Raw genomic sequence first — 24,468 nt, forward strand, 5'->3', positions numbered from 1 at the left:
CCTCACCGGTGACGGGGCCGTTTTCTGTCATTGCCGGAGAGACTGCGTGAGAAGTGGCGGCGGGGGGACGGTCGACAGCCGCCCGTCGTGGACTTCGGCGACTCGGTCTGCGGCGGCGAGGAGGGAGCGGTCGTGCGTGACCAGAATTGTGGCGGTGTGCCTTTCACGTGACAGACGGGTGATCAAGTCGACAATTTCCTCGCCACGCTCCTGATCGAGGGCGCTGGTCGGTTCGTCGACCAGAAGCACGGTCGGGTCGTTCATCAGGGCACGCGCGATGTTGACCCGCTGGCGCTGGCCGCCCGACAACGCGTGCGGTCTGCGGTCGGCGTGATCCGCCATGCCGACGGCGTCGAGCAGGGCCATCGCGCGGGGCACAGCCTCGCGGGTCGAACGCCCGTCTATCCATGCCATCATCTGCAGCTGCTCGAGGGCGGTGAGGGAGGGTACGAGGTTCGACTGCTGGAAGACGATCCCGATCGTGCGCCGACGCAGTTCCGCGAGCCGGGCGCGGGGCAGGCCGGAGGTGTCGATGCCGTCGATCACGACCGACCCGGAATCGGGAGCGATGAGGGTGGCGGCCACCGCGAGCAGGCTGGACTTACCGGAACCGGACGGTCCGACCACTGCGGTGACGCTTCCGGCAGGCACGTCGAGTGTGACGTCGTCGAGGGCGAGCACACGGTCGTCGCCGTCGGCGTAGGTGAGGGAGATATCGGTCAGGATCAGACTCATCGGGCACTTCCCAGAGCGGTGAGGGGGTCGACGGAGGTGATGCGGCGAACAGCGATCGCTGCGCCGAGGGAGCCGAGGGCGATCATCACCGCCGCCGGTACCAGGAGGGTGGCCGGCGTCAGTGCGAACGGAACTGACCCGGAGAGCGCCGCACCGGCAGCGGCCGCCAGCGCAGTGCCGAGGGCGGTACCAGCGGTGAGCACGACGAGGGCTTGCCCAAGGGCATCTCGGACGAGCCGGCCGGTGGAGGCACCCAGGGCTTCGAGCACGGCGATGTCGCCGCTTCGCTGGATCGTCCAGACGGTGAAGAAGGCGCCGATGACGAGCGCGGAGATGGCGAAGAGGAATCCTCGCATCAACTGGAGCGAGCCGTTCTCCGACGCGTAGGAACCGATAGCGGACAGCGATGCGCTCTTCGAGACCGTCGTCGTTCCCGCGAGACGGTCGGTGGCGGTGGCGTCGAAGTCAGCAGTGGTGCGGAGCGCGACGAACGTGGCGGTCTGCTCCGTGCCGGTGCCACCGGGGGGTGCGATGTGTCTCCACGTGCCCAGGTCGATCCAGATCACCGGAAGGTGACCGAAGGATTCTTCGCCGTGCACCGCACCGACCTTCAGATCGCGTCCGGCCACGGTGATCGCGTCGCCCGGCCCCACGCCGAGGCTCTCGGCGACCGGAGTGGTCAACACCGCGGTGTCCTCGCCGTCGGCGGCGCCGCCCGGAACGAGGGGCGAACCGGGCCGGACACCGAATGCGGACACGGTGAGGCCCGATTCCCCGGCCACCGCCTTGGCCGTGGAGATTCCTACCGGCTCGGCGCTGCTCACGCCTTCGGTGGTGGCCACTCGCCGCCACTGGCTTTCGGTGACGACCGACTCCGCATACGACAAGTCCTGTCCGTTCGCGGGGGTATCGAAGGCGATGTGGTCGGCGGGCAGGGCCGTGATCGCGCCGGTGTTCTGTCGGCCGAGACCGGCGGTGAGGCCGGACAGCAATCCGACCAGCAGAGTGATCAGTACGACGACGGATCCCATCAGGGCGAATCGGCCCTTGGCGAATCTCAGGTCTCTCCAGGCAACGAACACGGTGCGGCTGCTTTCTCGGGGGAACGGTGTGCCCTCCACTCTTGCCGCGTGGGAGCGGAAGGACATCCGGCAGGAGAGGGGACTTCGCAGGCCGAAGGAGGCGCGCCCGGTTGTATCTTTCGATGGATGTGCAGCCCGCTGCGCGCCCGTACGCTCGACTGACAGTGAATACGTTGACCCCTACAGTCCGGCTCCTGGCGTGGTGCCTTCATCTGCTCGTTGCCGGGTTGCTCGTACTCGCCGTAGTTCGGGCATTCGCGGATTCGGCACCCGACGCGGGACTCGTTGCCGCCGTGGCGGCGATGGCAGCGGTGACCTACGGTCTCGGACCCCTGCTGCCCGCCGTCGGCCGGTCCTACGCCGGAGCCGTCTTATGGCTCTCCGCGGTGGGGGCGGTGTGGCTGGTGCTTCTGACGCTCTCGCCGGAGGCAGTCTGGCTGGCGTTCCCTCTCTATTTCGTACAGCTGCACCTGCTGCCCCGGCGCAGCGGGCTCGTTGCGGTACTGCTCACCACCGCGGCGGCGGTCGTCGGCTTCTCGATCCACCAGGGTGCCTTCAGCCCGGCCACCGCCATCGGGCCCTCGCTGGGTGCCGCGGTGGCGGTGGCAGTGGTGTGGAGCTACCAGGCGTTGTACCGGGAAAGCGAGCAACGCCGGATGCTCATCGACGAACTCACCGCCACACGTGCGGATCTCGCGGCCGCCCAGCACAGTGCCGGGGTTCTCGAAGAACGTGAACGACTCGCACGCGAGATCCACGACACCCTGGCACAGGGGCTGTCGAGTATCCAGCTTCTGCTGCGTGCAGCCGAGCGGGCTCTGCCCGAACGGGTGGACATCGCTTCCGGCTATATCGGCCGCGCGCGTTCGGTGGCTGTGGACAACCTCGGAGAAGCGCGACGTTTCGTGGCGGCGCTCTCTCCTCCGGCTCTGGACGGCACCACGCCGGCGGGCGCGCTGGAGCGACTGTGCGCGACAACGACCGACCGGCATCACATCGACGCCCGATTTCACCTCCGCGGTGCTCCGGTCGGCCTCCCGCCCGAGTACGAAGTCGCGTTGCTCCGGGTGGCTCAATCGGCGCTCGCGAACACCACCCGTCACTCCGGGGCAACCGGTGTCGATGTGACCCTCGGCTTCGGGGACGACCGCGTATCGGTGGACATCACCGACGACGGAGTGGGCTTCGATCAGCGGTCGGTGTCCGAACCTGCGCCCGGGAGCGGTTTCGGGCTGGAGGCGATGCGCGCCCGCGTGGACGATCTGGGAGGTACGTTCACCGTGCGATCCGTCGACGGCGAGGGGACCTCGATCACCGCTGTTCTTCCGCTTCCCTCCGAATCGTCTTCCGAGAGGCATCTGTGAGCGCCGGCCCGATCCGCGTACTGCTCGCCGACGATCATCCGGTCGTCCGGGCGGGTTTGCGTGCAGTCCTCGAGACGGAGCCGGGAATCGAGGTCGTCGCCGAGGCGGCGACTGCCGAGGACGCGGTGGCCCGGGCGACCAGCTCCGACGTCGACGTGGTCGTGATGGATCTGCAGTTCGGGCGTGGACGGATGTCTGGTGCTGCCGCGACGGCCGCCATCACGTCGCGTCCCGGAGCTCCGCACGTCGTCATCGTCACCACTTATGGCACCGACGCCGACACACTGCCGGCGATCGAGGCCGGTGCCACCGGCTATCTGCTCAAGGACGCGCCTCCGGAGGAGTTGGCGGCCGCGATCCGTACCGCGGCGTCCGGTCGCACGACTCTCGCTCCGGCAGTGGCCGATCGGCTCGTCCACCGTCTTCGCGCCCCGGGCACGTCGTTGACCGGCCGGGAGGTCGAGGTTCTCGGGCTGGTCGCGGAGGGGCTGTCGAACCACCGCATCGCGCAGCGACTGCACCTCACCGAGGGCACGGTGAAATCACATCTCGCACGTATCTATAGCAAGCTCGGGGTCGATTCGCGCACGGCTGCGGTGGCGTCGGCTACCGAACTCGGATACATCCGGCGTTGACCGCGGAGCCGATGACGCCAGGTACAGACAAGAGGCCCTCCTTCCGAACGGAAGGAGGGCCTCTTGTCGAGATCGAGTGTTTACCAGGTGCGGACCTTCAGGCCCGGGTTCTCGGCCAGAACTGCGTTGATCGGTGTCGCGAACAACTCGGGGGTCTCGCCCAGGAGGCTGCTGACGAATCCGGCCACCTCGCACAGGCCGTACTGGCCCACGTTCGAGGCGCTGGAGATGCCGAGTGCCAGGGTGCCCGTGACGAGCGTTCCGCCGCTGTCACCCTGCAGTGCGCACAGGTTCGTGGAGAAACCGTTGCTGAGCACGCGCTCGCCGATCGCGACGTTCTGCTGCGCCGACGTCACGACACCGCAGCTGTAGCCGGTCCGCAGGCCCGACTTGCACACGGGCGTTCCGACGATCGGATCGGCGGTGCCGGTGATCGGCAGGGGTGCCGCGTTGGGAACACGCACGCCGTTGTTCTCGAACCTGCCTGCGGCATCGGCTGCCGGCCGGATGATGCCGTAGTCGTTGTTGTCGAGGCTGGTCTTCTCGAACGTTCCGAGACGCTGGCCGAGCGTGTCGCCCAGAAGCTGGTACACCTCGGACGCCCATCGCGTTCCGGCCTGTGAACGGTTCGGATCGCAATGACCGGCCGTGATGTTGACGGGGCCGCCCGAACCGTCCTCGGCGTTGAACCCGAGGGAGCAGCGAAGGCCTGCGCCGGCACCGAGCGCCGCGTAGGCGTCTCCGCCGAGCAGGGCGTCGGGCGCCGCGATGCCCGCGGTGAACTCGAACTCCGGAGTGGACTCCGGCGTCAACTCGGTCGGCGCGAAGAGAACACGAACGCCGTCGAGGAACGGCGGCAGTTCGAGTCCGGCGACGTTCTCGGCGCGCACCACGAGGTCGTTGTTCACCACGTCGATCGCAATGCCGCGAATGACGTCGGCGATCGCGGGCGGCTGAGTGTCGAGCCAGTCGTTGAGCTCGTCCAACCGGGCTTCGAGGGCGTTCTCGCTGTTCTCCGTCTTCTCGACGACGAAACCGGAGTCCTCGGCGGCCGTGCGGGCATCGTCGAACTGCTCACCGTCGGCGAGGCCGACGATGGGCGTGCCCTGCTCGTCGAGCCAGACACCGGCGAACACGCTCTCGAACTGCTCGCGCGCCTTGTCGGCGAAGCGGGCCAGTTCCTGGCTGCGCTCTGCGTCGTTGAGGAAACGGTCGGGACTGATCTGGAGGTCTCGCTGCAACGCTTCCACCAGTTCGGCCGGCAGTGCGGTCGTCGGGGCCGGCGCAGGCTCGGCCTGAGCGACGGTGGCTGCGGTGCCGAGGAGCAACACGGCGGCTGAGCCGATGACGGCTGCCTGACGTGCGAAGGAGCGGCGCATGAAAACCTTTCTCGTTGTCCCTCCGCGGCTCGAGCGCGCAAAGGTAGCTGACCCGTGAGGACCGGCATTGGTCGATCCTAAGGGGTAACAGGTGTGACTCACAGCGGGTTGTGAGTGACCGGTGTGTCGGGTGTTGCTCCTGTGAACAGCCCCGGTGAGGCTACGCAGCGTTGATCGTGCGCACCGTGCTGCCGGTGGCGTTCTCGATGTCGCGGATGGAAATACCCAGGCTGGAGGTGCCTCCGTTGGGCGCGAGGACGAGGTTCGCTTCGACGCAGTTCGGTGCGCCCGCGCTGTTGGAGCCGCTGATCACGCCCAGGGCGAGCGTGCCCGTGACGATGGATCCGCCGCTGTCGCCGGACAAGGTGCACGCCGTCGTGGCGAAGCCCCGGATGGTGCTGGAGAACCCGGAGTTGTACACGAGCTGGGTCTCGACACGCTCGGCGGCGACGACACCGCAGGTGAACGAGGAGGACTGCCCCGACTTGCAGACGGGCGCGCCGACGACCGGAACTGCGGTGCCGGTGATGGTCAGCGTGGAGCCGTTGCCACCGCGCACGACCGGGCGGTTCAGACCCGCGGCGACGCCGGCTTCGTCGAGGGAGATGACCCCGTAGTCGAGCGTGCTGTCCGTGCCCACCGTGGACTGGGTGAACGTGCCGATCTTGGTGCTGGCGTCGATGTCTTCCCGGTTGGGCAGGTAGACCGTGGAGCCACCCTGCTCACGGGCGACGGCGTCGCAGTGGCCGGCGGTGAGGTTGACCGGGTCGCCGTTCGCGTCGACACCGCTGAATCCGAACGAGCAGATACCGATCCGCTCGAGCGGCGTGGTCCGCACGTCGCCGTCGGCGGTGAGGTAGGTGTCGCCTCCGAGCGGAGCCGGATCGTTGGGGGGAAGGCCGGGGCTCAGCTGTACCTGCACGTTCGCGATGAGCGACGGGAGATTCAGGGCGCGTCCGACCGGCGAGTTCACGATGTCGACCACGAGCTGGTTGTTGAGGACGTCGATGGACGTCGAATTCACCTGGGACGACACCTCGCGCGGAAGTGCCGAGACCCACCGGTTCAGCTCCGCGAGGGCCTGCTCGAGGCCGTCGGCGGACAGAGGGGCGACCGTGGCACGGTAGCCGTCCTTCTGTGCCTTCTCTGCTGCATCCCGATTCGTCACCGCGACGACGGGCTGTCCGTCTTCGCCGAGCCACGCACCCGCGTAGTCGTCCGGGCTCTCGGCCCGGAACGAACGGGCGTAGTCGCCCAGTGCCTGCGCGCGGGCGGCGCGATCGAGGTATTCCTCCGGTGAGATGCCCAGATCCCGGGTGATCGCATCCACCAGTTCGGTGGGCAGATCGGGAACCGGGAGCTGCTCTGCCGGGCTCGCGTGGGCGGCGGTGGTCAGCGGTCCCACCAGCAACACGGCCGACGCCGCTGCGACGGCGACACGGCGGGCGGTGGAACGAGCGGCGCGCGACGCCGGCAAGAGACGCATGAGGGCCCTTCTACATGGTGGATCAGCGGTCTGAACTGCAATTATGTACACGAGCGCGGTACTTGCGGTACCGACCCGCGGGACAGCCTACGGCACAAACGTCAGTGCAAAAAATGTGCCCTAGATCACGTGCGGAATCAGCCGCCGGAAGAGCCGCTTTCCTCCGTGGTAGGAGGGCCGGGGTCCGTCCCCGGTTCGGGCGTTTCGGTCTCGGTGGGCGTGGTCTCGGTGGGCTGCGTCGAGGGCTCGACAATCGGGGGTGTCTCACCCGAGTCGTTGCCGCCTCCGCCTCCGCTCGACGGCGGATTACGGCGCGACCATCCCGTGCTCGTCGTCGTGTTGCTCGACGGCCCCGCGCTCGACGACCCGGTATTCGACGACGAGGTCGCTGCGTCGCCGGTGGTGCTCGGATCGGTCCAGGCCGGTGCGCCGCCTGCCGGCGCGACCGCGGGAGCGACCGCCGCGGAGGTGTCGGACTCCGTGGACGACTCTGCCGTGGTTGTCGTCGGGGTACCGCCAGGCGGTTTCGTGGGGGACGGTGTCCGCGTGGTGTCGCCGAACGGCGCGACCGTCGTCTCCATTGGTGATGTATTGGCGGTCGCCGTCGAGGAGTCGCGCATCGTGAACACCCACGCGCCCACACCGACGAGCAGAGCGATCGCCGCTGCCGCAGCGCCGACGGTGAACAGTGAGGACCGGCGCTTGGTCTCGGACTCGTCTGCCGGTTCCGGCGCCGGCGAGCTGGCCCTGACCGTTCCGGTCGTCTCGGGAGGAGGCGGAGTGGCCGTGATCTTGGCGATGACGGTGGTGGTCTCGGTGTCGAGTTCGCTGCGCTTGGGCCCGGTGAGACGCGCGACGGGAAGAATCTGGGTGGAGCCCAGCAGATCCACCGACCCCGCGGCGGCAGCGAGCGCCGCGCCGCGCACCATCGTCTGGTGAGGCTCGGGTGCGAGTGCGCTCCGCACTCCCAGGCCGGTCTTGAAGGACTGGGCAACCAGCTGGGCCGCGGTGGGATCGATGGCTTCGTCGACGGTGACGACGATGGCGTCGAGATTGCTGACGAGCCATCCGAACGCCCCGAGGGCGGCGGACAGCTGCGCTGTCACGGACGGCGCGTCCTCTTCGGCAAAGCGGAACGACTTACCTGCCGCGACACCGGAGCGGACCAGGGTGACCGTCGAGCCCAGCGGATCGATGTGGTGAACGGCGATGAGCCGGCCGGTCTGGTGGGCGACCTGCGACTCGTACCACGCGGCGGCTGCCTCGGCGTCCGAGATGAGCGACACGTACCGCAATCCCACGTAGTCGAGTGCGTTGCGCAGGACGGCGACGGTCGACGGCGGCCACTCGGTGGGATGGGTCGCGACCGCGGTGTAGGGCTGGTCGCCGATGAGGCGGGCCGCGTCGGCGAGGAGGCATTCCATGGCCGTTGCCACGAGGTCTTCGGCGCGGGAGAGGGAGCCGTCGTTGGCGCGGACGCCGCCGGATCGGCCGATGCTGCTGACGAACTCGGTGAACGAACTGGTGGTTCCGTCGAAGAAGTCGTGGTCGCCGAGCGTCGCGGTGCCATCGGAGTGCAGGTGTACTGCTGTGCGCCGTTCGATGGGTGACGGGTCGGGTCGTCCGGGCGACGACGAGGTGACCGCAACCGACGACACGGAGTTGCCCACCCTCAGGCCTACGCCTACGGACATGCCGGAATTCCCCCAAATCTGGTCGGAGCTCGTGCAACGGGGACCGGCCGCACCGGATCCGGGCGACGTGATGCTGCACTGTCTCCGCGGAAATGTACAGGCGTATGCGGACATAACGATAGGTGAATCTCGAAACCACCAGGTGGACCCGTCGGGCGGCCGCTTCACGGGAGCATTCGGCCCGGGCGGACGGAGCGCGGCGCCGCCTCGATCCCCACCGGGAGAATGTGAAGACCGTCACATCCGGGAACGATCCGGCCAGATCTTCGGTTGCAGGTATCAGACAACTTGAGCTACCAAGGCTCAACTCCACTTGACTGGAGCGTCCGAAGGGGTGCAGTCTCGACTTGGCGAAGCCAAGTTGAGTCGAACAGGCTCAGGTTGGGGAACTGAACGTTCCGCGGTGCGACTCGCGTCGCGGTGAAACATTTTGGAGGAAATCATGGCTCGTGCGGTCGGTATCGACCTCGGAACCACCAACTCGGTCGTTTCCGTTCTGGAGGGCGGCGAGCCCGTTGTGGTCGCCAACTCCGAAGGTTCACGCACCACCCCGTCCGTCGTCGCTTTCGCGAAGAACGGCGAGGTTCTGGTGGGTCAGCCTGCCAAGAACCAGGCGGTCACCAACGTCGACCGCACCATCCGTTCCGTCAAGCGGCACATCGGGTCCGACTGGAACGTCGACATCGACGGCAAGAAGTACACCCCCCAGGAGATCAGCGCCCGCACGCTGATGAAGCTCAAGCGAGACGCTGAGGCATACCTGGGCGAGGACATCACCGACGCCGTGATCACCGTTCCGGCCTACTTCAACGACGCGCAGCGTCAGGCGACGAAGGAAGCCGGCACCATCGCCGGCCTCAACGTCCTGCGCATCGTCAACGAGCCCACCGCCGCGGCTCTCGCATACGGCCTCGACAAGGGCAGCAAGGAACAGACCATCCTGGTCTTCGACCTCGGTGGCGGCACGTTCGACGTCTCGCTCCTCGAAATCGGTGACGGTGTCGTCGAGGTCCGCGCGACCTCCGGTGACAACCACCTCGGCGGCGACGACTGGGACGAACGCATCGTCAACTGGCTCGTCGACAAGTTCAAGGCACAGCACGGCGTCGACCTGACCAAGGACAAGATGGCCCTGCAGCGTCTGCGTGAGGCTGCGGAGAAGGCGAAGATCGAGCTGTCGAGCTCGCAGTCCACGTCGATCAACCTGCCCTACATCACGGTCGACGCGGACAAGAACCCGCTGTTCCTCGACGAGCAGCTCTCCCGCTCCGAGTTCCAGAAGATCACCGGCGACCTTCTCGAGCGCACCCGCGCTCCGTTCCAGCAGGTCGTCAAGGACGCAGGGATCTCGGTCGGCGACATCGACCACGTGGTCCTCGTCGGTGGCTCGACCCGTATGCCCGCAGTCACCGATCTCGTGCGCGAACTCACCGGTGGTCAGGAGCCCAACAAGGGCGTCAACCCCGACGAGGTCGTTGCCGTGGGTGCGGCACTGCAGGCCGGCGTCCTCAAGGGCGAGGTCAAGGACGTGCTGCTGCTCGACGTCACCCCGCTGTCCCTCGGTATCGAGACCAAGGGTGGCGTGATGACCAAGCTCATCGAGCGCAACACCACGATTCCGACGAAGCGTTCGGAGACCTTCACCACGGCCGACGACAACCAGCCGTCCGTGCAGATCCAGGTCTTCCAGGGCGAGCGTGAGATCGCGGCGCACAACAAGCTGCTCGGCTCGTTCGAGCTCGGCGGTATTGCCCCGGCTCCGCGCGGCGTCCCGCAGATCGAGGTCACCTTCGACATCGACGCCAACGGCATCGTGCACGTCACCGCCCGCGACAAGGGCACCGGCAAGGAGAACACGATCAAGATCCAGGAAGGTTCCGGCCTGTCCCAGGAGGAGATCGACCGGATGGTGAAGGACGCCGAGGCACACGCCGAGGAAGACCGCGCCCGTCGCGAAGAGGCCGAGGTCCGCAACCAGGCCGAGTCGCTCGTGCACCAGACCGAGAAGTTCATCAAGGACAACGAGGACAAGGTGCCGGCCGACGTCAAGGAGAAGGTCGAGGCAGCCGTCAAGGATGCCAAGGACGCTCTGGCCGGTAGCGACATCGCCGCGGTGAAGTCCGCCGTCGAGAAGCTCGCGACCGAGTCGCAGGCCCTCGGCCAGGCCATCTACGAGTCGCAGGGCGGAGCCGACGGCGCAGCTGCCGGCGACGGTGCTGCGGCAGGCGCAGACGATGTCGTCGACGCCGAGGTCGTCGACGAGCCGACCGATTCGGAGAAGAAGTGACGTCGGGTAAGCCCGAGCAGGAACCGGTGACCGTCACCGACAAGCGTCGCATCGATCCCGAGACCTTCGAGGTGCGGGACGCGGCCGAGTCGAGTGAGGGCACCGGTGCCCCTGCCGAGGGCACCGTAGAAAACGAGGGCACCGTGAACGAGGGCGTCGTCGAGAACGAGGACGGCGAGGAGGTCCGCGTCGAGGAGATCGTCTCCACCGAAGCGGAACTCGCGGAACGTACCGCGGATCTGCAGCGCGTCTCCGCGGAGTACACCAACTACCGCCGCCGGGCCGAACGCGAGAAGGCCGCCATCGGCGAGTCCGCGAAGGCCTCGGTGGTGGCGCAGTTCCTCGACGTCGTCGACGATCTGGATCGGGCCCGTGCCCACGGCGACCTCGAATCCGGACCGCTGAAGGCGGTGAGCGACAAGCTCACCCGCATTCTGACCGGACTCGGCCTCGTCGGCTTCGGCGACGAGGGTGACGTGTTCGATCCGGAACTGCACGAAGCGGTCCAGATGGAAGGCGACGGCAGCAACCCGGTGCTGGGCACGATCCTGCGCAAGGGTTACCGCGTCGGCGACCGGATTCTGCGGCATGCGATGGTGACTGTCACCGACGGCGATCCGGCGGACACGCCGGAGCAATCGCCGTCCGACAGCGTCGGCACAGAGTAAGAACAACAAGAGCGAGAGGAGGAGACGCCCGGTGAGCCAGCGGGAGTGGATCGAAAAGGACTTCTACAAGGACCTGGGCGTCTCGTCCGACGCTTCGCAAGAAGACATCAAGAAGGCCTACCGCAAGTTGGCTCGGGATCTGCATCCCGATGCCAACCCCGGCGATGCCGCAGCCGAGGAGCGGTTCAAGTCGGTCAGCGAGGCGAATGCCGTGCTGTCCGACCCGGCCAAGCGCAAGGAATACGACGAGACCCGCCGGATGTTCGCGTCCGGAGGTTTCGGCGGCGGCTTCCAGCCCAGCGGAGGCGGATTCTCCGGGGGCAGCACCACATTCGATCTCGGCGACCTCTTCGGGGGCGGCGGGGCCGGCGACGGTGGATTGGGCGACCTCTTCGGTGGCCTCTTCAACCGCGGTGCGACACCCGGGGGCGGTGCCAACCGGTCGCGGCCACGCCGCGGCGGCGACATCGAGACCGAGACGACCCTCGACTTCCGTGACGCCGTGCAAGGTGTCACCGTTCCGTTGCGTCTGACCAGTCCCGCGCCGTGCACCACCTGCCACGGCAGCGGCGCCGAGCCGGGCACCAGCCCACGGGTGTGCCCGCAGTGCAACGGAAGTGGGATCGTCTCCCGCAACCAGGGCGCCTTCGGATTCTCCGAGCCGTGCGACGAATGCCGCGGTTCGGGCTCGATCATCGACAGCCCGTGCCGTGACTGCCGCGGCAGCGGCGTCCAGGAGCGCACCCGCACCATCACCGTGCGCGTACCTCCGGGCATCAAGGACGGTTCCCGCATCCGCCTCGCCGGGCAAGGCGAGGCCGGCCTGCGGGGTGCGCCGTCGGGCGACCTCTTCGTCGTCGTGCACGTCCGGCCCGACCGCGTGTTCGGACGGGACGGCGACAACCTGACACTTGTATTGCCGGTCAGCTACGGCGAACTCGTGCTCGGCAGCACCGTATCGGTTCCCACGCTCGACGGCCGGGTCGGTCTCAAGATCCCGGCGGGCACGGCCGACGGCCGGGTTCTGCGGGTGCGGGGCCGCGGCGTCCCCAAGCGCGGGGGCGGCGCAGGAGATCTGCTCGTGACCGTCAAGGTTGCCATCCCGCAGAAGCTCGACGAACAGGCGACGGAAGCGCTGCGCGATTATCTTCGTGCCGAAGAGGCCGGCGGATTCGACCCGCGTGAAGGATGGGCAGGTGCGTGATGAGCGATACGGGAACTCCCCGGAATCTCCCGCCGGATCCCGATGCGCGTGTCTATGTCATCTCGGTCGCCGCGGAACTCGCCGGGATGCACGCTCAGACACTGCGTAACTACGACCGGCTGGGACTGGTTACCCCGCACCGCACCAGCGGTGGCGGACGGCGTTATTCGCCGCGCGACGTCGAACTGCTCCGTGAGGTGCAGCGGCTTTCCCAGGACGAAGGTGTCAACCTCGCCGGGATCAAACGGATCATCGAGTTGACCAACCACGTCGAGGCACTGCAGCAGCGGGTCGCGGAACTGTCCACCGAGGTCGCGCAGTTGCGCTCCGCACGGCGTGATCTGGTGCCCGTGCCGCGCACCAACGCGCTGGTCGTGTGGAAGCCGAGGCACGCGCGCGAATCCTGACGCACAACAGCACAAACCCCCACGTCCGACAGGGCGCGGGGGTTTCGCTTTTCAGTTTCGCTTTTCAGGGGCGTGCGACGCCCGGTAGCAGCGGTGTCGGGAACCGCGGTGTCAGGAACTGCCCCGACCGATCGTGTACGTGACGTTCATGAACGGAAAGCCGGCATCGACCTGCGCGGCAGCGGTGTACGCATGCCTGTTGGCGCCGTCGATCCGTGTGCCGTCGGCATTGGCGATCCCCGTGCCGTGGTTACTGGCCATGAGCACGGCGGTGGCCTCGCCCGGCATCGTGTAGGTGACCTGCATGCCGAATCCGCGTCGATCGGCACTTCCCGCAGTCACGACTTCCGTTGTGTGCGCGGGGACGATGGTCGCCGGTTCGTTCACCCACTGCCCGTAGGGAATGGTCGCCGCGCCGAGCACCATGGGCGCGTCGGTGTCGTTGGTGACCGTCAGCGTGATGGTCGGCGCGTCTGCGGGAAGGGTCTCGCTGCTCGCCGCTGCGGGAGCAGTGAGGGTGGCCGCCGCAGTCAGGGCGACGGCGGCACATACGCGGGTGCGGTACTTCATGGTGCTCCTGCGGTCGACGAGTCTAGGCCGCCGGTTCGGGACGGCCGGCAAAGTGTACCCACGAGTACGGAGCAAGGGTAAGAGCCGTCCGGGACCTGCTGTCAGGCCGGGACGAGATCGCTGACCTGGGCGACGAGTTCCAGCGACCGCAACCACGCGTCGCGTCCGGGAGCCGACGACACGACGATCAGTTCGTCGGCCTGCGCGCGCTCGGTAAAGCGGTCGAGGTAGTCGCGCACCTCGGCCGGGGTGCCCACCGCGGTGTTCTTCAGCATCGTGAGGACCTGGTAGCCGGCGGGGGAGTCGAGGAGCAGATCGATCTCCTCCTCGGTGAACGTGCGCCCTCGCCCGACCATCTGCACGACGCGTGAACGCTTGGTGGCTTCGAACATCGCTGCCGCTTCGTCGGCGGTATCCGCGGCAATGACACCTACACCGGCGATGACGTACGGCTCCGGGTGCTGCTCGGACGGCTGGTACTCGCGGCGGTACAGCGTGACTGCCTCCTCGAGAGCCTGCGGCGCGAAATGCGACGCGAACGCGTAGGGAAGACCCAGCAGGGCAGCAAGTTTCGCGCCGAAGAGCGACGACCCCAGAATGTACAGCGGCACATCGGTGCCCTTACCCGGAACCGCGTCGACACCCGGGATGCGCGAGGCACCCTTCAGATACCCCTGGAGTTCGAGGACGTCCTGGGGGAAGCTGTCGGCCGACGACGGGTCGCGTCGCAACGCCCGCATCGTCTTCTGGTCGCTGCCCGGTGCCCGGCCCAGCCCCAGATCGATGCGACCGGGATGCAGCGTCGCGAGCGTGCCGAACTGCTCGGCGATCGTGAGCGGCGAATGATTCGGGAGCATGATGCCGCCGGCGCCGAGCCGGATCGACGACGTGTGTGCCGCGACGTGCGCGATCAGCACGCTCGTCGCAGACGACGCGATGGTCGGCATGTTGTGGTGCTCGGCGTACCAGATCCGGCGGTACCCCCACCGTTCGGCGAGCTGTGCCATCTTCACGCTGGCGTCGAAACTGTCGCGAGCGGTTTCACCCTCGCCGATATGGGCCAAATCGAGGATGGAGAGAGGAACAGTCACCGAGAATCCTTCGTCCGGGGCCCGCCACCGGCAGCTGGGCACACCCTGGGTGCAACCCGGGGTAGCCGCCCGCTATTCCGGGAGGCGGCCGTCACAGCCGGTCGAAGTGCCCATAGGTGCCGCGGTAGAACAGCAACGGGCCGTTGGACGGCAGCGCTGTCAGGCCGGTGACGCGTGCCACCACGATCGTATGGTCGCCGGCGTCGTGCTCCGTTTCCACGGTCGCCTCCACGCGGGCGAGCGCGCCGTCGAGGGCAGGGGCACCGTTGTCGCCGGGCACCCAGTCGACGCCGCGGAACTTGTTGCCACCGCTGACGGCGAACGCCGCGCACAACGTGCGCTGGCTCTCCGCGAGGACGTTGATGGCGAGAGTGCCGATCTCGCGGATGCGCGGCCACGTCGTGGACGTGCGAGCGGGGCAGAAGGAGACCAGCGGCGGGTCCAGCGACACCGAGGTGAACGACTGGCACGCGAAGCCGAGCGGCGCGTCGCCGTCGAGCGCGGTGATGACCGTGACTCCCGTGCAGAAGTTGCCCATCACGTCGCGCATCGTCCTCGGGTCGAGCACGGTGTGTTCCGCCGTCATCGATGTTCCTTTCCGTCCTGTTGCTCTCCAGTGTCCGTCATGCGGGGACGGCGGGTCTCCGGGGGAGTGCGGTGGTATGCCCCCGGGGACGCTAGCGGGGTCCTCGTCCATAGGGCGACGGCTTCCCATCCAACGGGAGATCCACACAGTTCAACGGTCTTCCCGCTGTACGGGACGCCGCCGATGCCCTCCGGGTACGTGCCCTAGCGTCGGCGGGGGCCTACCGTGTGCTGCCGATCACTATCGTCTCGTCCCCGAATGAAGGAGCATTTCCATGGCGTCGACTCCCGTTCCGCCTGTGACCCCTGCCCATGACACCGAGGTCGACCTGCTCGTGATCGGGTCGGGTACGGGCATGGCGGCTGCACTCGCCGCGCACGAACTCGGCTTGTCGGCGTTGATCGTGGAGAAATCTCCTCATGTCGGTGGATCGACCGCCCGCTCCGGCGGCGCGTTCTGGGTTCCGGCCAATCCGATTCTGACCGAGGCGGGGTCGGGTGACACCGTCGAACGCGGTCACACCTACGTCCGGTCCGTGGTGGACGGCACGGCACCGGCCGAGCGCGGCGAGGCCTTCGTCGACAACGGTGTGGCGACGGTCGACATGCTCCGGCGCACGACGCCGATGAAGCTGTTCTGGGCGGAGGGCTATTCCGATTACCACCCCGAGTTGCCCGGTGGCTCCGCAGTGGGACGCAGTTGTGAATGCAAGCCGCTCGACCTGTCGGTGCTCGGTGAGGAACGTGGACGGCTGCGCCCGGGCCTGATGGAGGCCGGACTGCCCATGCCCACGACGGGCGCCGACTACAAGTGGATGAACCTCATGCTGCGCGTGCCGCACAAGGGCTTCCCGCGCATCTTCAAGCGACTGGCGCAGGGCGTCGCCGGGCTCGCCGTCAAGCGGGAATACGTCGCCGGTGGTCAGGCGATCGCTGCGGGACTGTTCGCGGGTGTGCTGAAAGCCGGTGTGCCGGTCTGGACCGACACCTCGCTCGTGCGTCTGGTCACCGACGGCGACCGGGTCACCGGTGCCGTTCTCGAGCAGAACGGCCGGGAGGTGACGGTGACCGCGCGCCGCGGAGTCGTGCTCGCCGCGGGCGGCTTCGACCACGACATGGCGATGCGCCGCAAGTTCCAGTCCGAGCGTCTGCTCGACCACGAGAGCCTCGGCGCGGAGAGCAACACGGGCGACGCGATCAAGGCGGCCCAGGAGGTCGGTGCCGGTCTCGATCTGATGGATCAGGCCTGGTGGTTCCCCGCTGTCGCACCGACCCGTCCGGGCAAGCCGCCGATGGTCATGCTCGCCGAGCGGTCGCTGCCGGGTTCGTTCATCGTCGATCAGACCGGACGCCGCTTCACCAACGAGTCGTCGGACTACATGTCGTTCGGGCAACTGGTGCTGGCGCGCGAACACGCCGGCGACCCGGTCGAGTCGATGTGGATCGTCTTCGACCAGAAGTACCGCAACAGCTACGTGTTCGCAGCCGGCGTCTTCCCGCGCCAGCCGCTCCCGGAGTCCTGGTACGAGGCGGGCATCGCCCACCGTGCCTCGACCGCCGAAGAACTCGCGGCGTCGATGGGAGTGCCCGTGGACACCTTCTCCGAGACCTTCGGTGCGTTCAACGAGGATGCCGCAGCCGGAACGGATTCCGAGTTCGGCCGTGGCGGCAGCGCCTACGACCGGTATTACGGTGATCCCACGGTCCGGCCCAACCCGAACATGCGGCCGCTGACGCACGGTCCGTTCTACGCCGTGAAGATGACCCTGAGCGATCTCGGCACGTGCGGTGGCGTGCGGGCCGACGAGCGGGCGCGGGTGCTGCGCGAGGACGGCAGCGTCATCGGCGGGCTCTACGCGGTCGGCAACACCGCGGCCAACGCGTTCGGGCACCGCTACCCCGGCGCCGGCGCGACCATCGGCCAGGGACTGGTGTTCGGATACATCGCTGCTCGCGACGCAGCGGGAACAGCCGCCGCGAAGTAGAGCGCGGTCGAGCCCTGAGTCCCCGGCGGCGCGGCCGCCGGGGACTCAGTACGAGTCGTAGCGGATGTTCTCGAGCGGAGTACCCGTCTCGAGCAGTCGCTGCACGGTGGAGCGCACCATCGCTGCGGAGCCACAGACCAGCACCTGGTGATCGCCGAACGCCCCGTACGACGTGACGATATCGCCGAGCGTGCCTTCGAGGAACTCGTCGGGGTCGATGCCGAAATCGCCGACGTGCGAGACGATCCGGTCGTAGAACGGATCCTGGATCGCGGGGTCGTACAGCGACTCGGTCACCGGCACGATCGTCAGCCAGGGCAGTGCTTCCCCGAGCAGGGCCAGCATGTCCGCCGCGTAGAGGTCCCGGGGCGTGCGGGCGCCGACGAAGAGGAAGGTGCGGGGCGGCTGTGGACGGCGCGCGACGTCGAGGAGCAATGCGCGCAGCGGGGCCAGGCCGGTACCGCCGGCGATCATCACCACAATGCGTCCGGTGTCGTCGACGTGGAGGTCACCTCCGCGAGGATTGCCGACGGTCCACACGTCTCCGGGACTGGTGGACTCGACGATCGTTTTGCTGACCCATCCGCCCGGCACGGTGCGGACGTGGAATTCGAGCTTGCCGTCCATCGACGGGGGGAGTGCGGGCGACAGGCGGCGCGGCAGGTTCGGACGCTGCGGCACGGTCACGTCGACGTACTGGCCGGCGCGGAACGGAACGATGTCGCTGTTGCATTCGAGCCGCACGACGGCCAGATCGGTTCGCAGGCGGTGGTGCTCGACCACGGTCGCGGAGACCGCGATGTCGGTGTCGGTCGATGACGGCGTAGCCGACTGCATACGTGACCCCCGGGTGGTGTGGCGCGGTGTTGCACAGACTCTAGGCGAGGAACACGCACCCCGACAGAGTGGAACGTGTTTCAGTTTTGCCGGTGCAGCGGTTATCGTGGCGGGAACCGGGTGACGCCGACCACATCGGAAGCCCGTAACCCGGGCCGTCACACCCCCGGACCACGACACCGACCGGAAGGACGACATGATCGAGGAGTACGCGGACCTGCACCGGCCCGTCTTCACCCCGGACCTGCTCATCACGGCGCTCGACCGCAGCGCGGACCGTCCGGCGCTGTACCTCGGCGACGTCGTCCTCACCGGCGCCGAGATGCGCGGTGCCATCAGCAGGTTCCAGCAGGCCCTCGGGTCCGTGGGAATCGGCCAGGGGTCATCTGTCGCGATGCTGTCGAAGAACCGGCCGGAAGTCCTCATCTCGATGGGTGCGACGATGGTCGCCGGATGCCGCAACAGTGCGCTCAATCCGATGGGTTCGCTCGCCGATCACCTGTACATCACCTCCGATGCCGAGATCGAGACCCTCATCTTCGATCCGGATCACTTCGAGGAGCGGGCCGCCGAGCTGCAAGCCCAGATCCCGACCTTGAAGAATCTGTTCTCCCTCGGTCCGTCGGCTGTGGGCACGGACATCCTCGCGCTCGCCGATCAGTTCACCGAGCAACGCCTCGTGGCTGCTCCGGTGTCGGCCGAGGACACGTCGTCGATGGTCTACACCGGGGGAACCACCGGAAAGCCGAAGGGCGTGATGGGGTCGTTCCGGTCCGGCGCGGCGCTCAACCAGATCCAGATGGCGGAGTGGCAGTGGCCCGACCAGCCGCGCTTTCTGATCTGCACCCCGCTGTCCCACGCCGGCGCCGCGTTCTTCGTGCCGACGCTGCTGCGCGGCGGCTGCCTCTACGTGCTGCCGTACTTCGAACCCGGCCTCGTCCTCGAGACCATCGAGAAGCACCGCATCAACGCCACGATGCTCGTACCCACGATGATCTATCTGCTGCTCGACCACCCCGACTTCGACGCGCGCGACCTGTCGAGCCTCGACACGCTCTTCTACGGCGCGTCGGCGATGTCACCCGCCCGGCTCCAGGAAGGGATCGAGCGCCTCGGGCAGGTGTTCTTCCAGTTCTACGGGCAGTCCGAGTGCGGCATGACGATCTCGGTGCTGCGCAAAGAGGAACACCTCGCCGACGATCCGGAACGACTCGCCTCGTGCGGACGTCCGGTGCCATGGCTCGACGTACGCCTGCTCGACGACGACCTGCGCGAAGTGCCACAAGGGGAACTCGGCGAGATCTGCGTGCGCGGCCCGCTCGTCATGAAGGGGTACTGGAAGAAGCCCGACGAGACGGCAGAAGCGCTGCGCGGTGGGTGGCTGCACACGGGCGATGTCGCGCGTGCCGACAAGCACGGCTTCCTCACCATCGTCGACCGCAAGAAGGACATGATCGTCACCGGCGGCTTCAACGTGTTCCCCCGGGAGATCGAGGACGCGATCTCGTCCCACCCCGCCGTCGCCTCGGTGGCGGTCGTCGGTGTGCCCGACCAGAAGTGGGGTGAGGCGGTCAAGGCATGCGTCGTGCTGCGTGACGGCCAGACCGTGACCGCGGAAGAACTGATCGAGAAGGTCCGTGCGGCCAAGGGATCCGTGCACGCTCCCAAGTCCGTGGACTTTCTCGATTCGCTGCCGCTCACGCCCCTCGGCAAGCTCGACAAGAAGACGCTCCGCGCGTCGTACCGCTAGATCTGCCGGCGCCGGAACGGCCGGCTTCCCTGCTCGATCGCTGCCTGACATACTCCGTCGCATGGCAAACGGGGGACCCCAGCGGGTCGAGGTGCGATTGGCCGTCGAGTATCCGGGGACAGGGACGGTGAATACGCGGGGTAGCGGGGCGATGAGGCCGGTCGAGCCGGTGCCGCCGATCTGTGCCCGCCACGGCGAACCCGAGGTCGACCGCGTGCGTGTCACCGTCTCGTCGGATGCGGTGCGCCCCCGGGGGAAGTCCGGTCGTATCGGCTCGGCCCTCGAAGCCGCGTACACCGTGCAGGTCGCTGCCGTGGAGTGGCCGACGTGCGCGCAGTGCGTCGCCGTCCGCGTGCGCTGGCAGATTGCCGCCGCCGCAACCTGTACGGTCCTCGGGATCGTCTTCCTGGCGTTGGTGTTCGCGCTCGTGCAGGGCGCGCCGAAGGTGTACGGGTTCGTGTTGCTCAGCGTCTTCGGGCTGTCGTTCCTGCCCATCTATGTTGCACTGCGCGTCATCGAACCGCGCCGGGCGGCGCTCGGTGTGACTCTCGCGGACTGCGGTTCGGAACTCGTGGTGTCGCAGGCGCATCCGGAGTTCGCCCGTGCGGTTGCCGCGCAACGCGCCTGACCGCAGTGCTTGCAGGCGCGGTGGTGACAGACGCGGCGGGTTTACAGCGGATCGAAGCTGATGTTCTGGCGCGGCGTGCCCGCCGCGGAGAGCGCGTAGATGGTGGTCCGGATCATCGACGGTGAGCCGGAGATCTGAATCTGGCGGTCGGCCCACGATCCGAACTGCCCGACGACCTTCCCGAGCTTGCCGTACATCGTGCGGTGGAGGCCCTTGGGCGTTTCCCGTACGGGAACCGGGTGCCACCAAGGGTTCTCCCTCTCCTCCACGACGGGAACCACCGTGAGCCACGGGTTGGTCATCGCGATCTGCCACAGCGTCTCGAGGTCGTAGAGGTCGCACGGGTACTTGCCGCCGTAGAACAGGTGCACTCGCGGATTGGTGCCGCGCATCGCCATCTCCATGATCTGCGCGCGGAGCGGTGCCAGGCCGGTGCCCGACGCGATCATGAGCACGTCCTGGCCGCTGTCGCGATCGACGCGCAGGCCACCGAGCGGCGGTCCGATCAGCCAGCGGTCACCGACGCGCACCTCGTTGACGAGCGCGGGACTGACCCAGCCGGAGGAGACGCGCCGCACGTGGAATTCGACCTGCCCGTGCGGGTTCGGCGGAATGGCGGCCGACAGGTAGCGCCACATGTGGGGTCGCTGGGGGATCTGCACGCTCATGTACTGCCCGGCGTAGTGCGGGATCGGTGTGTCGGTCTCGAGGCGGATGATCGCCACGTCGGGAAGGACTCGCTCGTGGCCGACGACCGTCGCGCCCCAGACCGCGGGCAGATCGTCGGTGGCCGCAGCGACGGCCATCGTTTCCACGAGCCGGCCGATCACCTCGGCCCAGGTCCGTTCCAGAGTGGCGGTCCACAGGATGATCGGGGTGCATTCACGGATCGCGAAGAGCAGCGCGTAGCCCGCCGAGCGGAAGTGTTCCGGCTTGACGCCGTACTTTCGGTGGTCGCGTGCGAGCTGTCCGAGGAAGGCTTCGACGGCACCGAAGTCGGTCAGCCGGTTGACGACCCATCCGATCGCGGTCGTGAACCGATGCCGCATGCTCTCCATGCCCGCCGGGAACAGTTCGCGAATGCCGGTCGACTCGGACCAGAGGGTGGTGTAGAACGCCGACGCGAACCGTTCAGGGCCGGTGGGGGTGGCCGCGATCGACGCGAAGCTCAATTGCACTCGCGCGATGGCGAAAGTCTCCAACGCCATCCTCCCACGTACTGCGCCTGCTGGACGCCGTCACTGTAGTCGGTCACGGAGCGGTCGGCTACACCGTGCGCCCCGATCTGTGGCTATGGTGTGAATCACAGCCGCAAGAAACTTGAGCGGAACAAACTCAATCTTGTATCCGTTGTGCATAGCGAACCTCGTGGACACCGGTCCGCAGGTATAGGAATCAGCAGTTTTCGAAGTGAAAGGGGCGTGCGGTGGATTCGTTCAACCCGACGACCAAGACTCAGGCCGCATTGACGGCCGCTCTCCAGGCGGCGTCCACCGCGGGCAACCCGGACATCCGGCCGGCACACCTTCTGGTGGCCCTGCTCGACCAGCCCGACGGCATCGCCGCTCCGCTCCTCGAAGCGGTGGGCGTGAACCCCGCCGCAGTGCGGAGCGAAGCCGAACGGCTCGTCGGTGCACTACCGCAGACCACCGGGGCGACCACCACACCCCAGCTCGGTCGCGAAGCGATCGCAGCGCTCTCCGCGGCGCAGAAGCTCGCGACCGAGCTCACCGACGAATTCGTCTCCACGGAGCACGTTCTCGTCGGTCTCGCCAGTGGTGACTCCGACGTCGCCAAGCTTCTCGTTGGTCAGGGCGCGACGCCCACGGCCCTGCGGGATGCCTTCACAGCCGTGCGCGGAAACCGCCGGGTGACCAACGCGGACCCGGAAGCCACCTACCAGGCACTCGAGAAGTACTCGACCGACCTCACGGCACGTGCTCGCGAGGGAAAGCTCGACCCGGTCATCGGCCGCGACAACGAGATTCGCCGCGTGGTGCAGGTGCTCTCGCGCCGCACCAAGAACAACCCGGTGCTCATCGGTGAACCCGGCGTCGGCAAGACCGCGATCGTCGAAGGGCTCGCCCAGCGCGTCGTCGCGGGCGACGTGCCCGAATCGCTGCGCGGCAAGACCGTCGTCGCCCTGGACCTCGGCGCGATGGTGGCCGGCGCGAAGTACCGCGGCGAGTTCGAAGAGCGTCTCAAGGCCGTTCTCGACGAGATCAAGGACTCCGCCGGTGAGATCATCACCTTCATCGACGAACTGCACACCATCGTCGGTGCCGGTGCGACCGGTGAGTCCGCGATGGACGCGGGCAACATGATCAAGCCGATGCTCGCGCGTGGTGAACTCCGCCTCGTCGGTGCGACCACCCTCGAGGAGTACCGCAAGTACATCGAGAAGGACGCCGCCCTCGAGCGGCGCTTCCAGCAGGTCTTCGTGGGGGAGCCGAGCGTCGAAGACACCGTCGGCATCCTGCGTGGCCTCAAGGAGCGGTACGAAGTGCACCACGGTGTGCGCATCACCGACTCTGCTCTCGTTGCCGCGGCGACGCTCTCGGACCGGTACATCACCTCGCGGTTCCTTCCCGACAAGGCCATCGACCTCGTCGACGAGGCAGCGTCGCGCCTGCGCATGGAGATCGACTCGCGTCCCGAGGAGATCGACACGGTCGAACGCATCGTCCGTCGCCTCGAGATCGAGGAGATGGCGCTGGAGAAGGAAACCGACGCCGCCTCCAAGGACCGCCTCGAAAAGCTGCGCGCCGAACTCGCGGACGAGCGGGAACGGCTGAACCAGCTCACGACGCGCTGGCAGAACGAGAAGACCGCGATCGACTCCGTACGCCAGGTCAAGGAGCAGCTCGAAGCGCTGCGCGGCGAGGAGGAACGGGCAGAGCGCGACGGCGACCTGGGCAAGGTTGCCGAACTGCGGTACGGCCGCATTCCCGAACTGGAGAAGCAGCTCGAGGCAGCCGCTGCCGCGTCGGGGACCGCAGCCGGTGACGACGTGATGCTCAAGGAGGAAGTCGGGCCCGACGACGTCGCCGATGTCGTCGCCGCATGGACCGGTATCCCCGCCGGACGCATGCTCGAGGGCGAGACCGCGAAGCTCCTCCGGATGGAGGACGAACTCGGCAAGCGTGTCGTGGGACAGGACCGGGCGGTGCAGTCGGTATCCGACGCGGTGCGTCGTGCACGCGCCGGTGTCTCCGACCCGAACCGTCCGACCGGATCGTTCCTGTTCCTCGGCCCGACCGGCGTCGGTAAGACCGAGCTGGCCAAGGCACTCGCCGATTTCCTGTTCGACGACGAGCGCGCCATGGTGCGCATCGACATGTCGGAGTACAGCGAGAAGCACTCGGTCGCGCGTCTGGTCGGTGCGCCTCCGGGGTACGTCGGCTACGAGTCGGGCGGCCAGCTCACCGAAGCCGTGCGCCGTCGCCCCTACTCGGTGGTGCTGTTCGACGAGGTCGAGAAGGCTCACCCGGACGTGTTCGACACGCTGCTCCAGGTGCTCGACGACGGCCGGCTCACCGACGGGCAGGGACGCACCGTCGACTTCCGCAACACGATCCTGATCCTCACGTCCAACCTGGGCGCCGGGGGCGACAAGGAACACGTGATGGCGGCGGTGCGGTCGGCGTTCAAGCCCGAATTCATCAACCGGCTCGACGACGTGGTCGTGTTCGATCCGCTCTCGGAGGAGCAGCTCGCGCAGATCGTCGACATCCAGCTCGCACAGCTGGCCGACCGGCTGCAGGCACGGCGGCTCACGCTCGACGTCAACTCCAGCGCGCGGCTGTGGCTGGCGGTGCGCGGATACGACCCGCAGTACGGTGCCCGTCCGCTGCGCCGGCTCATCCAGCAGGCGATCGGCGACCAGCTCGCCAAGAAACTGCTGGCCGGAGAGATCCGGGACGGCGACACGGTCCCGGTGGGCGTCAGCGAGGACGGCGACCACCTCGTGATCGGTAGCTGACCCACCCGCGTGGGGGGGGGGGGGGGGGGGGGGGGCCACGCCAGCCCACGCCCCCCACCGCGGGGGGGGGGGGGGAGAGACCGCCGGCACGCCCCCGCC

General features: G+C 67.7%; 20 protein-coding genes. 10 read left to right on the forward strand and 10 right to left on the reverse strand.

All coding sequences use genetic code 11. The features are described 5' to 3' along the window. Positions 1 to 27 precede the first annotated feature (27 nt). Together ACLQ3J_RS05610 and ACLQ3J_RS05615 are read right to left on the reverse strand one after the other, a co-directional pair. Positions 28 to 735, reverse strand: a complete 708-nt coding sequence (locus tag ACLQ3J_RS05610; RefSeq protein WP_296550514.1) for an ABC transporter ATP-binding protein — start codon at positions 733 to 735, stop codon at positions 28 to 30. Further along, positions 732 to 1,817 carry an ABC transporter permease gene (locus tag ACLQ3J_RS05615; protein WP_425902446.1) on the reverse strand — a complete coding sequence of 362 codons (1,086 nt, stop codon included), beginning with the start codon at positions 1,815 to 1,817 and terminating at the stop codon, positions 732 to 734. The genes ACLQ3J_RS05610 and ACLQ3J_RS05615 overlap by 4 nt, the downstream gene beginning before the upstream one ends. Before the next feature lie 173 nt (positions 1,818 to 1,990). Here ACLQ3J_RS05615 and ACLQ3J_RS05620 point away from each other — a divergent pair, with 173 nt between their 5' ends. Further along, on the forward strand, positions 1,991 to 3,181 hold the full coding sequence (locus ACLQ3J_RS05620; protein ID WP_425902447.1) for a sensor histidine kinase: 1,191 nt from the start codon (positions 1,991 to 1,993) through the stop codon (positions 3,179 to 3,181). Next, positions 3,178 to 3,816, forward strand: a complete 639-nt coding sequence (locus ACLQ3J_RS05625; RefSeq protein WP_425902449.1) for a response regulator — start codon at positions 3,178 to 3,180, stop codon at positions 3,814 to 3,816. The genes ACLQ3J_RS05620 and ACLQ3J_RS05625 overlap by 4 nt, the downstream gene beginning before the upstream one ends. A gap of 80 nt (positions 3,817 to 3,896) precedes the next feature. Here ACLQ3J_RS05625 and ACLQ3J_RS05630 read toward each other — a convergent pair whose 3' ends face one another. From ACLQ3J_RS05630 to ACLQ3J_RS05640, 3 genes are all read right to left on the reverse strand, one after another. After that, entirely contained in the window at positions 3,897 to 5,195 is a 1,299-nt protein-coding gene (locus ACLQ3J_RS05630) for a S1 family peptidase (protein WP_425902450.1), read from the reverse strand. 160 nt (positions 5,196 to 5,355) lie between these two features. Further along, complete coding sequence (locus ACLQ3J_RS05635) at positions 5,356 to 6,681, reverse strand: S1 family peptidase (protein WP_422424005.1); 1,326 nt, start codon at positions 6,679 to 6,681, stop codon at positions 5,356 to 5,358. 137 nt (positions 6,682 to 6,818) lie between these two features. Beyond that, entirely contained in the window at positions 6,819 to 8,375 is a 1,557-nt protein-coding gene (locus ACLQ3J_RS05640) for a hypothetical protein (RefSeq protein WP_422424006.1), read from the reverse strand. 442 nt (positions 8,376 to 8,817) lie between these two features. Here ACLQ3J_RS05640 and dnaK point away from each other — a divergent pair, with 442 nt between their 5' ends. The 4 genes from dnaK to ACLQ3J_RS05660 are packed head-to-tail and all read left to right on the forward strand — an operon-like array spanning position 8,818 to position 12,941. Beyond that, positions 8,818 to 10,662 carry a molecular chaperone DnaK gene (dnaK, locus tag ACLQ3J_RS05645; RefSeq protein ID WP_169619001.1) on the forward strand — a complete coding sequence of 615 codons (1,845 nt, stop codon included), beginning with the start codon at positions 8,818 to 8,820 and terminating at the stop codon, positions 10,660 to 10,662. Next, complete coding sequence (gene grpE, locus ACLQ3J_RS05650; RefSeq protein WP_425902453.1) at positions 10,659 to 11,330, forward strand: nucleotide exchange factor GrpE; 672 nt, start codon at positions 10,659 to 10,661, stop codon at positions 11,328 to 11,330. Before dnaK ends, grpE begins: the two co-directional genes overlap by 4 nt. A gap of 31 nt (positions 11,331 to 11,361) precedes the next feature. After that, on the forward strand, positions 11,362 to 12,534 hold the full coding sequence (gene dnaJ / locus ACLQ3J_RS05655) for a molecular chaperone DnaJ (RefSeq protein ID WP_169619004.1): 1,173 nt from the start codon (positions 11,362 to 11,364) through the stop codon (positions 12,532 to 12,534). Further along, a complete protein-coding gene (locus tag ACLQ3J_RS05660) occupies positions 12,534 to 12,941 on the forward strand; it encodes a heat shock protein transcriptional repressor HspR (protein ID WP_169619006.1) in 408 nt (135 codons plus the stop codon). The genes dnaJ and ACLQ3J_RS05660 overlap by 1 nt, the downstream gene beginning before the upstream one ends. 111 nt (positions 12,942 to 13,052) lie before the next feature. Here ACLQ3J_RS05660 and ACLQ3J_RS05665 read toward each other — a convergent pair whose 3' ends face one another. The 3 genes from ACLQ3J_RS05665 to ACLQ3J_RS05675 all read right to left on the reverse strand — a co-directional run bounded on the left by ACLQ3J_RS05665 (position 13,053) and on the right by ACLQ3J_RS05675 (position 15,188). Next, positions 13,053 to 13,511 (reverse strand): hypothetical protein, encoded by a 459-nt coding sequence (locus ACLQ3J_RS05665; RefSeq protein ID WP_169619008.1) that lies wholly within the window; start codon positions 13,509 to 13,511, stop codon positions 13,053 to 13,055. 101 nt (positions 13,512 to 13,612) lie between these two features. Then, positions 13,613 to 14,602 (reverse strand): LLM class flavin-dependent oxidoreductase, encoded by a 990-nt coding sequence (locus tag ACLQ3J_RS05670; protein ID WP_425902456.1) that lies wholly within the window; start codon positions 14,600 to 14,602, stop codon positions 13,613 to 13,615. Positions 14,603 to 14,693: 91 nt separating this feature from the next. Continuing rightward, positions 14,694 to 15,188: a flavin reductase family protein gene (locus tag ACLQ3J_RS05675; protein ID WP_425902458.1), complete on the reverse strand. Its 495-nt coding sequence runs from the start codon at positions 15,186 to 15,188 to the stop codon at positions 14,694 to 14,696. A gap of 274 nt (positions 15,189 to 15,462) precedes the next feature. On the opposite strand from ACLQ3J_RS05675, the gene ACLQ3J_RS05680 reads away from it, so the two are divergent. Continuing rightward, positions 15,463 to 17,172, forward strand: a complete 1,710-nt coding sequence (locus tag ACLQ3J_RS05680; protein ID WP_169619013.1) for a 3-ketosteroid-delta-1-dehydrogenase — start codon at positions 15,463 to 15,465, stop codon at positions 17,170 to 17,172. Between the two features lie 45 nt (positions 17,173 to 17,217). On the opposite strand, the gene ACLQ3J_RS05685 is transcribed toward ACLQ3J_RS05680, so the two are convergent. Beyond that, positions 17,218 to 18,009 (reverse strand): FAD-binding oxidoreductase, encoded by a 792-nt coding sequence (locus ACLQ3J_RS05685; protein ID WP_169619014.1) that lies wholly within the window; start codon positions 18,007 to 18,009, stop codon positions 17,218 to 17,220. 196 nt (positions 18,010 to 18,205) lie between these two features. Between ACLQ3J_RS05685 and ACLQ3J_RS05690 the strand changes: the two genes are divergently transcribed. Beyond that, positions 18,206 to 19,759, forward strand: a complete 1,554-nt coding sequence (locus ACLQ3J_RS05690; RefSeq protein WP_296549376.1) for an AMP-binding protein — start codon at positions 18,206 to 18,208, stop codon at positions 19,757 to 19,759. A 61-nt stretch (positions 19,760 to 19,820) separates the two neighbouring features. Beyond that, positions 19,821 to 20,387, forward strand: a complete 567-nt coding sequence (locus tag ACLQ3J_RS05695; protein ID WP_425902461.1) for a hypothetical protein — start codon at positions 19,821 to 19,823, stop codon at positions 20,385 to 20,387. A 41-nt stretch (positions 20,388 to 20,428) separates the two neighbouring features. Here ACLQ3J_RS05695 and ACLQ3J_RS05700 read toward each other — a convergent pair whose 3' ends face one another. Beyond that, a complete protein-coding gene (locus ACLQ3J_RS05700; RefSeq protein ID WP_169651588.1) occupies positions 20,429 to 21,589 on the reverse strand; it encodes an FAD-binding oxidoreductase in 1,161 nt (386 codons plus the stop codon). Between the two features lie 224 nt (positions 21,590 to 21,813). Between ACLQ3J_RS05700 and clpB the strand changes: the two genes are divergently transcribed. Continuing rightward, a complete protein-coding gene (clpB, locus tag ACLQ3J_RS05705; protein WP_425902463.1) occupies positions 21,814 to 24,369 on the forward strand; it encodes an ATP-dependent chaperone ClpB in 2,556 nt (851 codons plus the stop codon). The last annotated feature ends 99 nt before the right edge of the window (positions 24,370 to 24,468 follow it).

It is taken from the genome of Rhodococcus sp. DT1, from assembly GCF_049844875.1.
Lineage (GTDB): Bacteria > Actinomycetota > Actinomycetes > Mycobacteriales > Mycobacteriaceae > Rhodococcus.

Bases quoted from the DNA above. Each gene is read 5' to 3' on its own strand.
- ACLQ3J_RS05610 (WP_296550514.1), bottom strand. From the start codon at position 735: ATGAGTCTGATCCTGACCGATATCTCCCTCACCTACGCCGACGGCGAC.
- ACLQ3J_RS05630 (WP_425902450.1), bottom strand. From the start codon at position 5,195: ATGCGCCGCTCCTTCGCACGTCAGGCAGCCGTCATCGGCTCAGCCGCC.
- ACLQ3J_RS05635 (WP_422424005.1), bottom strand. From the start codon at position 6,681: ATGCGTCTCTTGCCGGCGTCGCGCGCCGCTCGTTCCACCGCCCGCCGT.
- ACLQ3J_RS05640 (WP_422424006.1), bottom strand. From the start codon at position 8,375: ATGTCCGTAGGCGTAGGCCTGAGGGTGGGCAACTCCGTGTCGTCGGTT.
- dnaK (WP_169619001.1), top strand. From the start codon at position 8,818: ATGGCTCGTGCGGTCGGTATCGACCTCGGAACCACCAACTCGGTCGTT.
- ACLQ3J_RS05660 (WP_169619006.1), top strand. From the start codon at position 12,534: ATGAGCGATACGGGAACTCCCCGGAATCTCCCGCCGGATCCCGATGCG.
- ACLQ3J_RS05665 (WP_169619008.1), bottom strand. From the start codon at position 13,511: ATGAAGTACCGCACCCGCGTATGTGCCGCCGTCGCCCTGACTGCGGCG.
- ACLQ3J_RS05675 (WP_425902458.1), bottom strand. From the start codon at position 15,188: ATGACGGCGGAACACACCGTGCTCGACCCGAGGACGATGCGCGACGTG.
- ACLQ3J_RS05680 (WP_169619013.1), top strand. From the start codon at position 15,463: ATGGCGTCGACTCCCGTTCCGCCTGTGACCCCTGCCCATGACACCGAG.
- ACLQ3J_RS05685 (WP_169619014.1), bottom strand. From the start codon at position 18,009: ATGCAGTCGGCTACGCCGTCATCGACCGACACCGACATCGCGGTCTCC.
- ACLQ3J_RS05690 (WP_296549376.1), top strand. From the start codon at position 18,206: ATGATCGAGGAGTACGCGGACCTGCACCGGCCCGTCTTCACCCCGGAC.
- ACLQ3J_RS05695 (WP_425902461.1), top strand. From the start codon at position 19,821: ATGGCAAACGGGGGACCCCAGCGGGTCGAGGTGCGATTGGCCGTCGAG.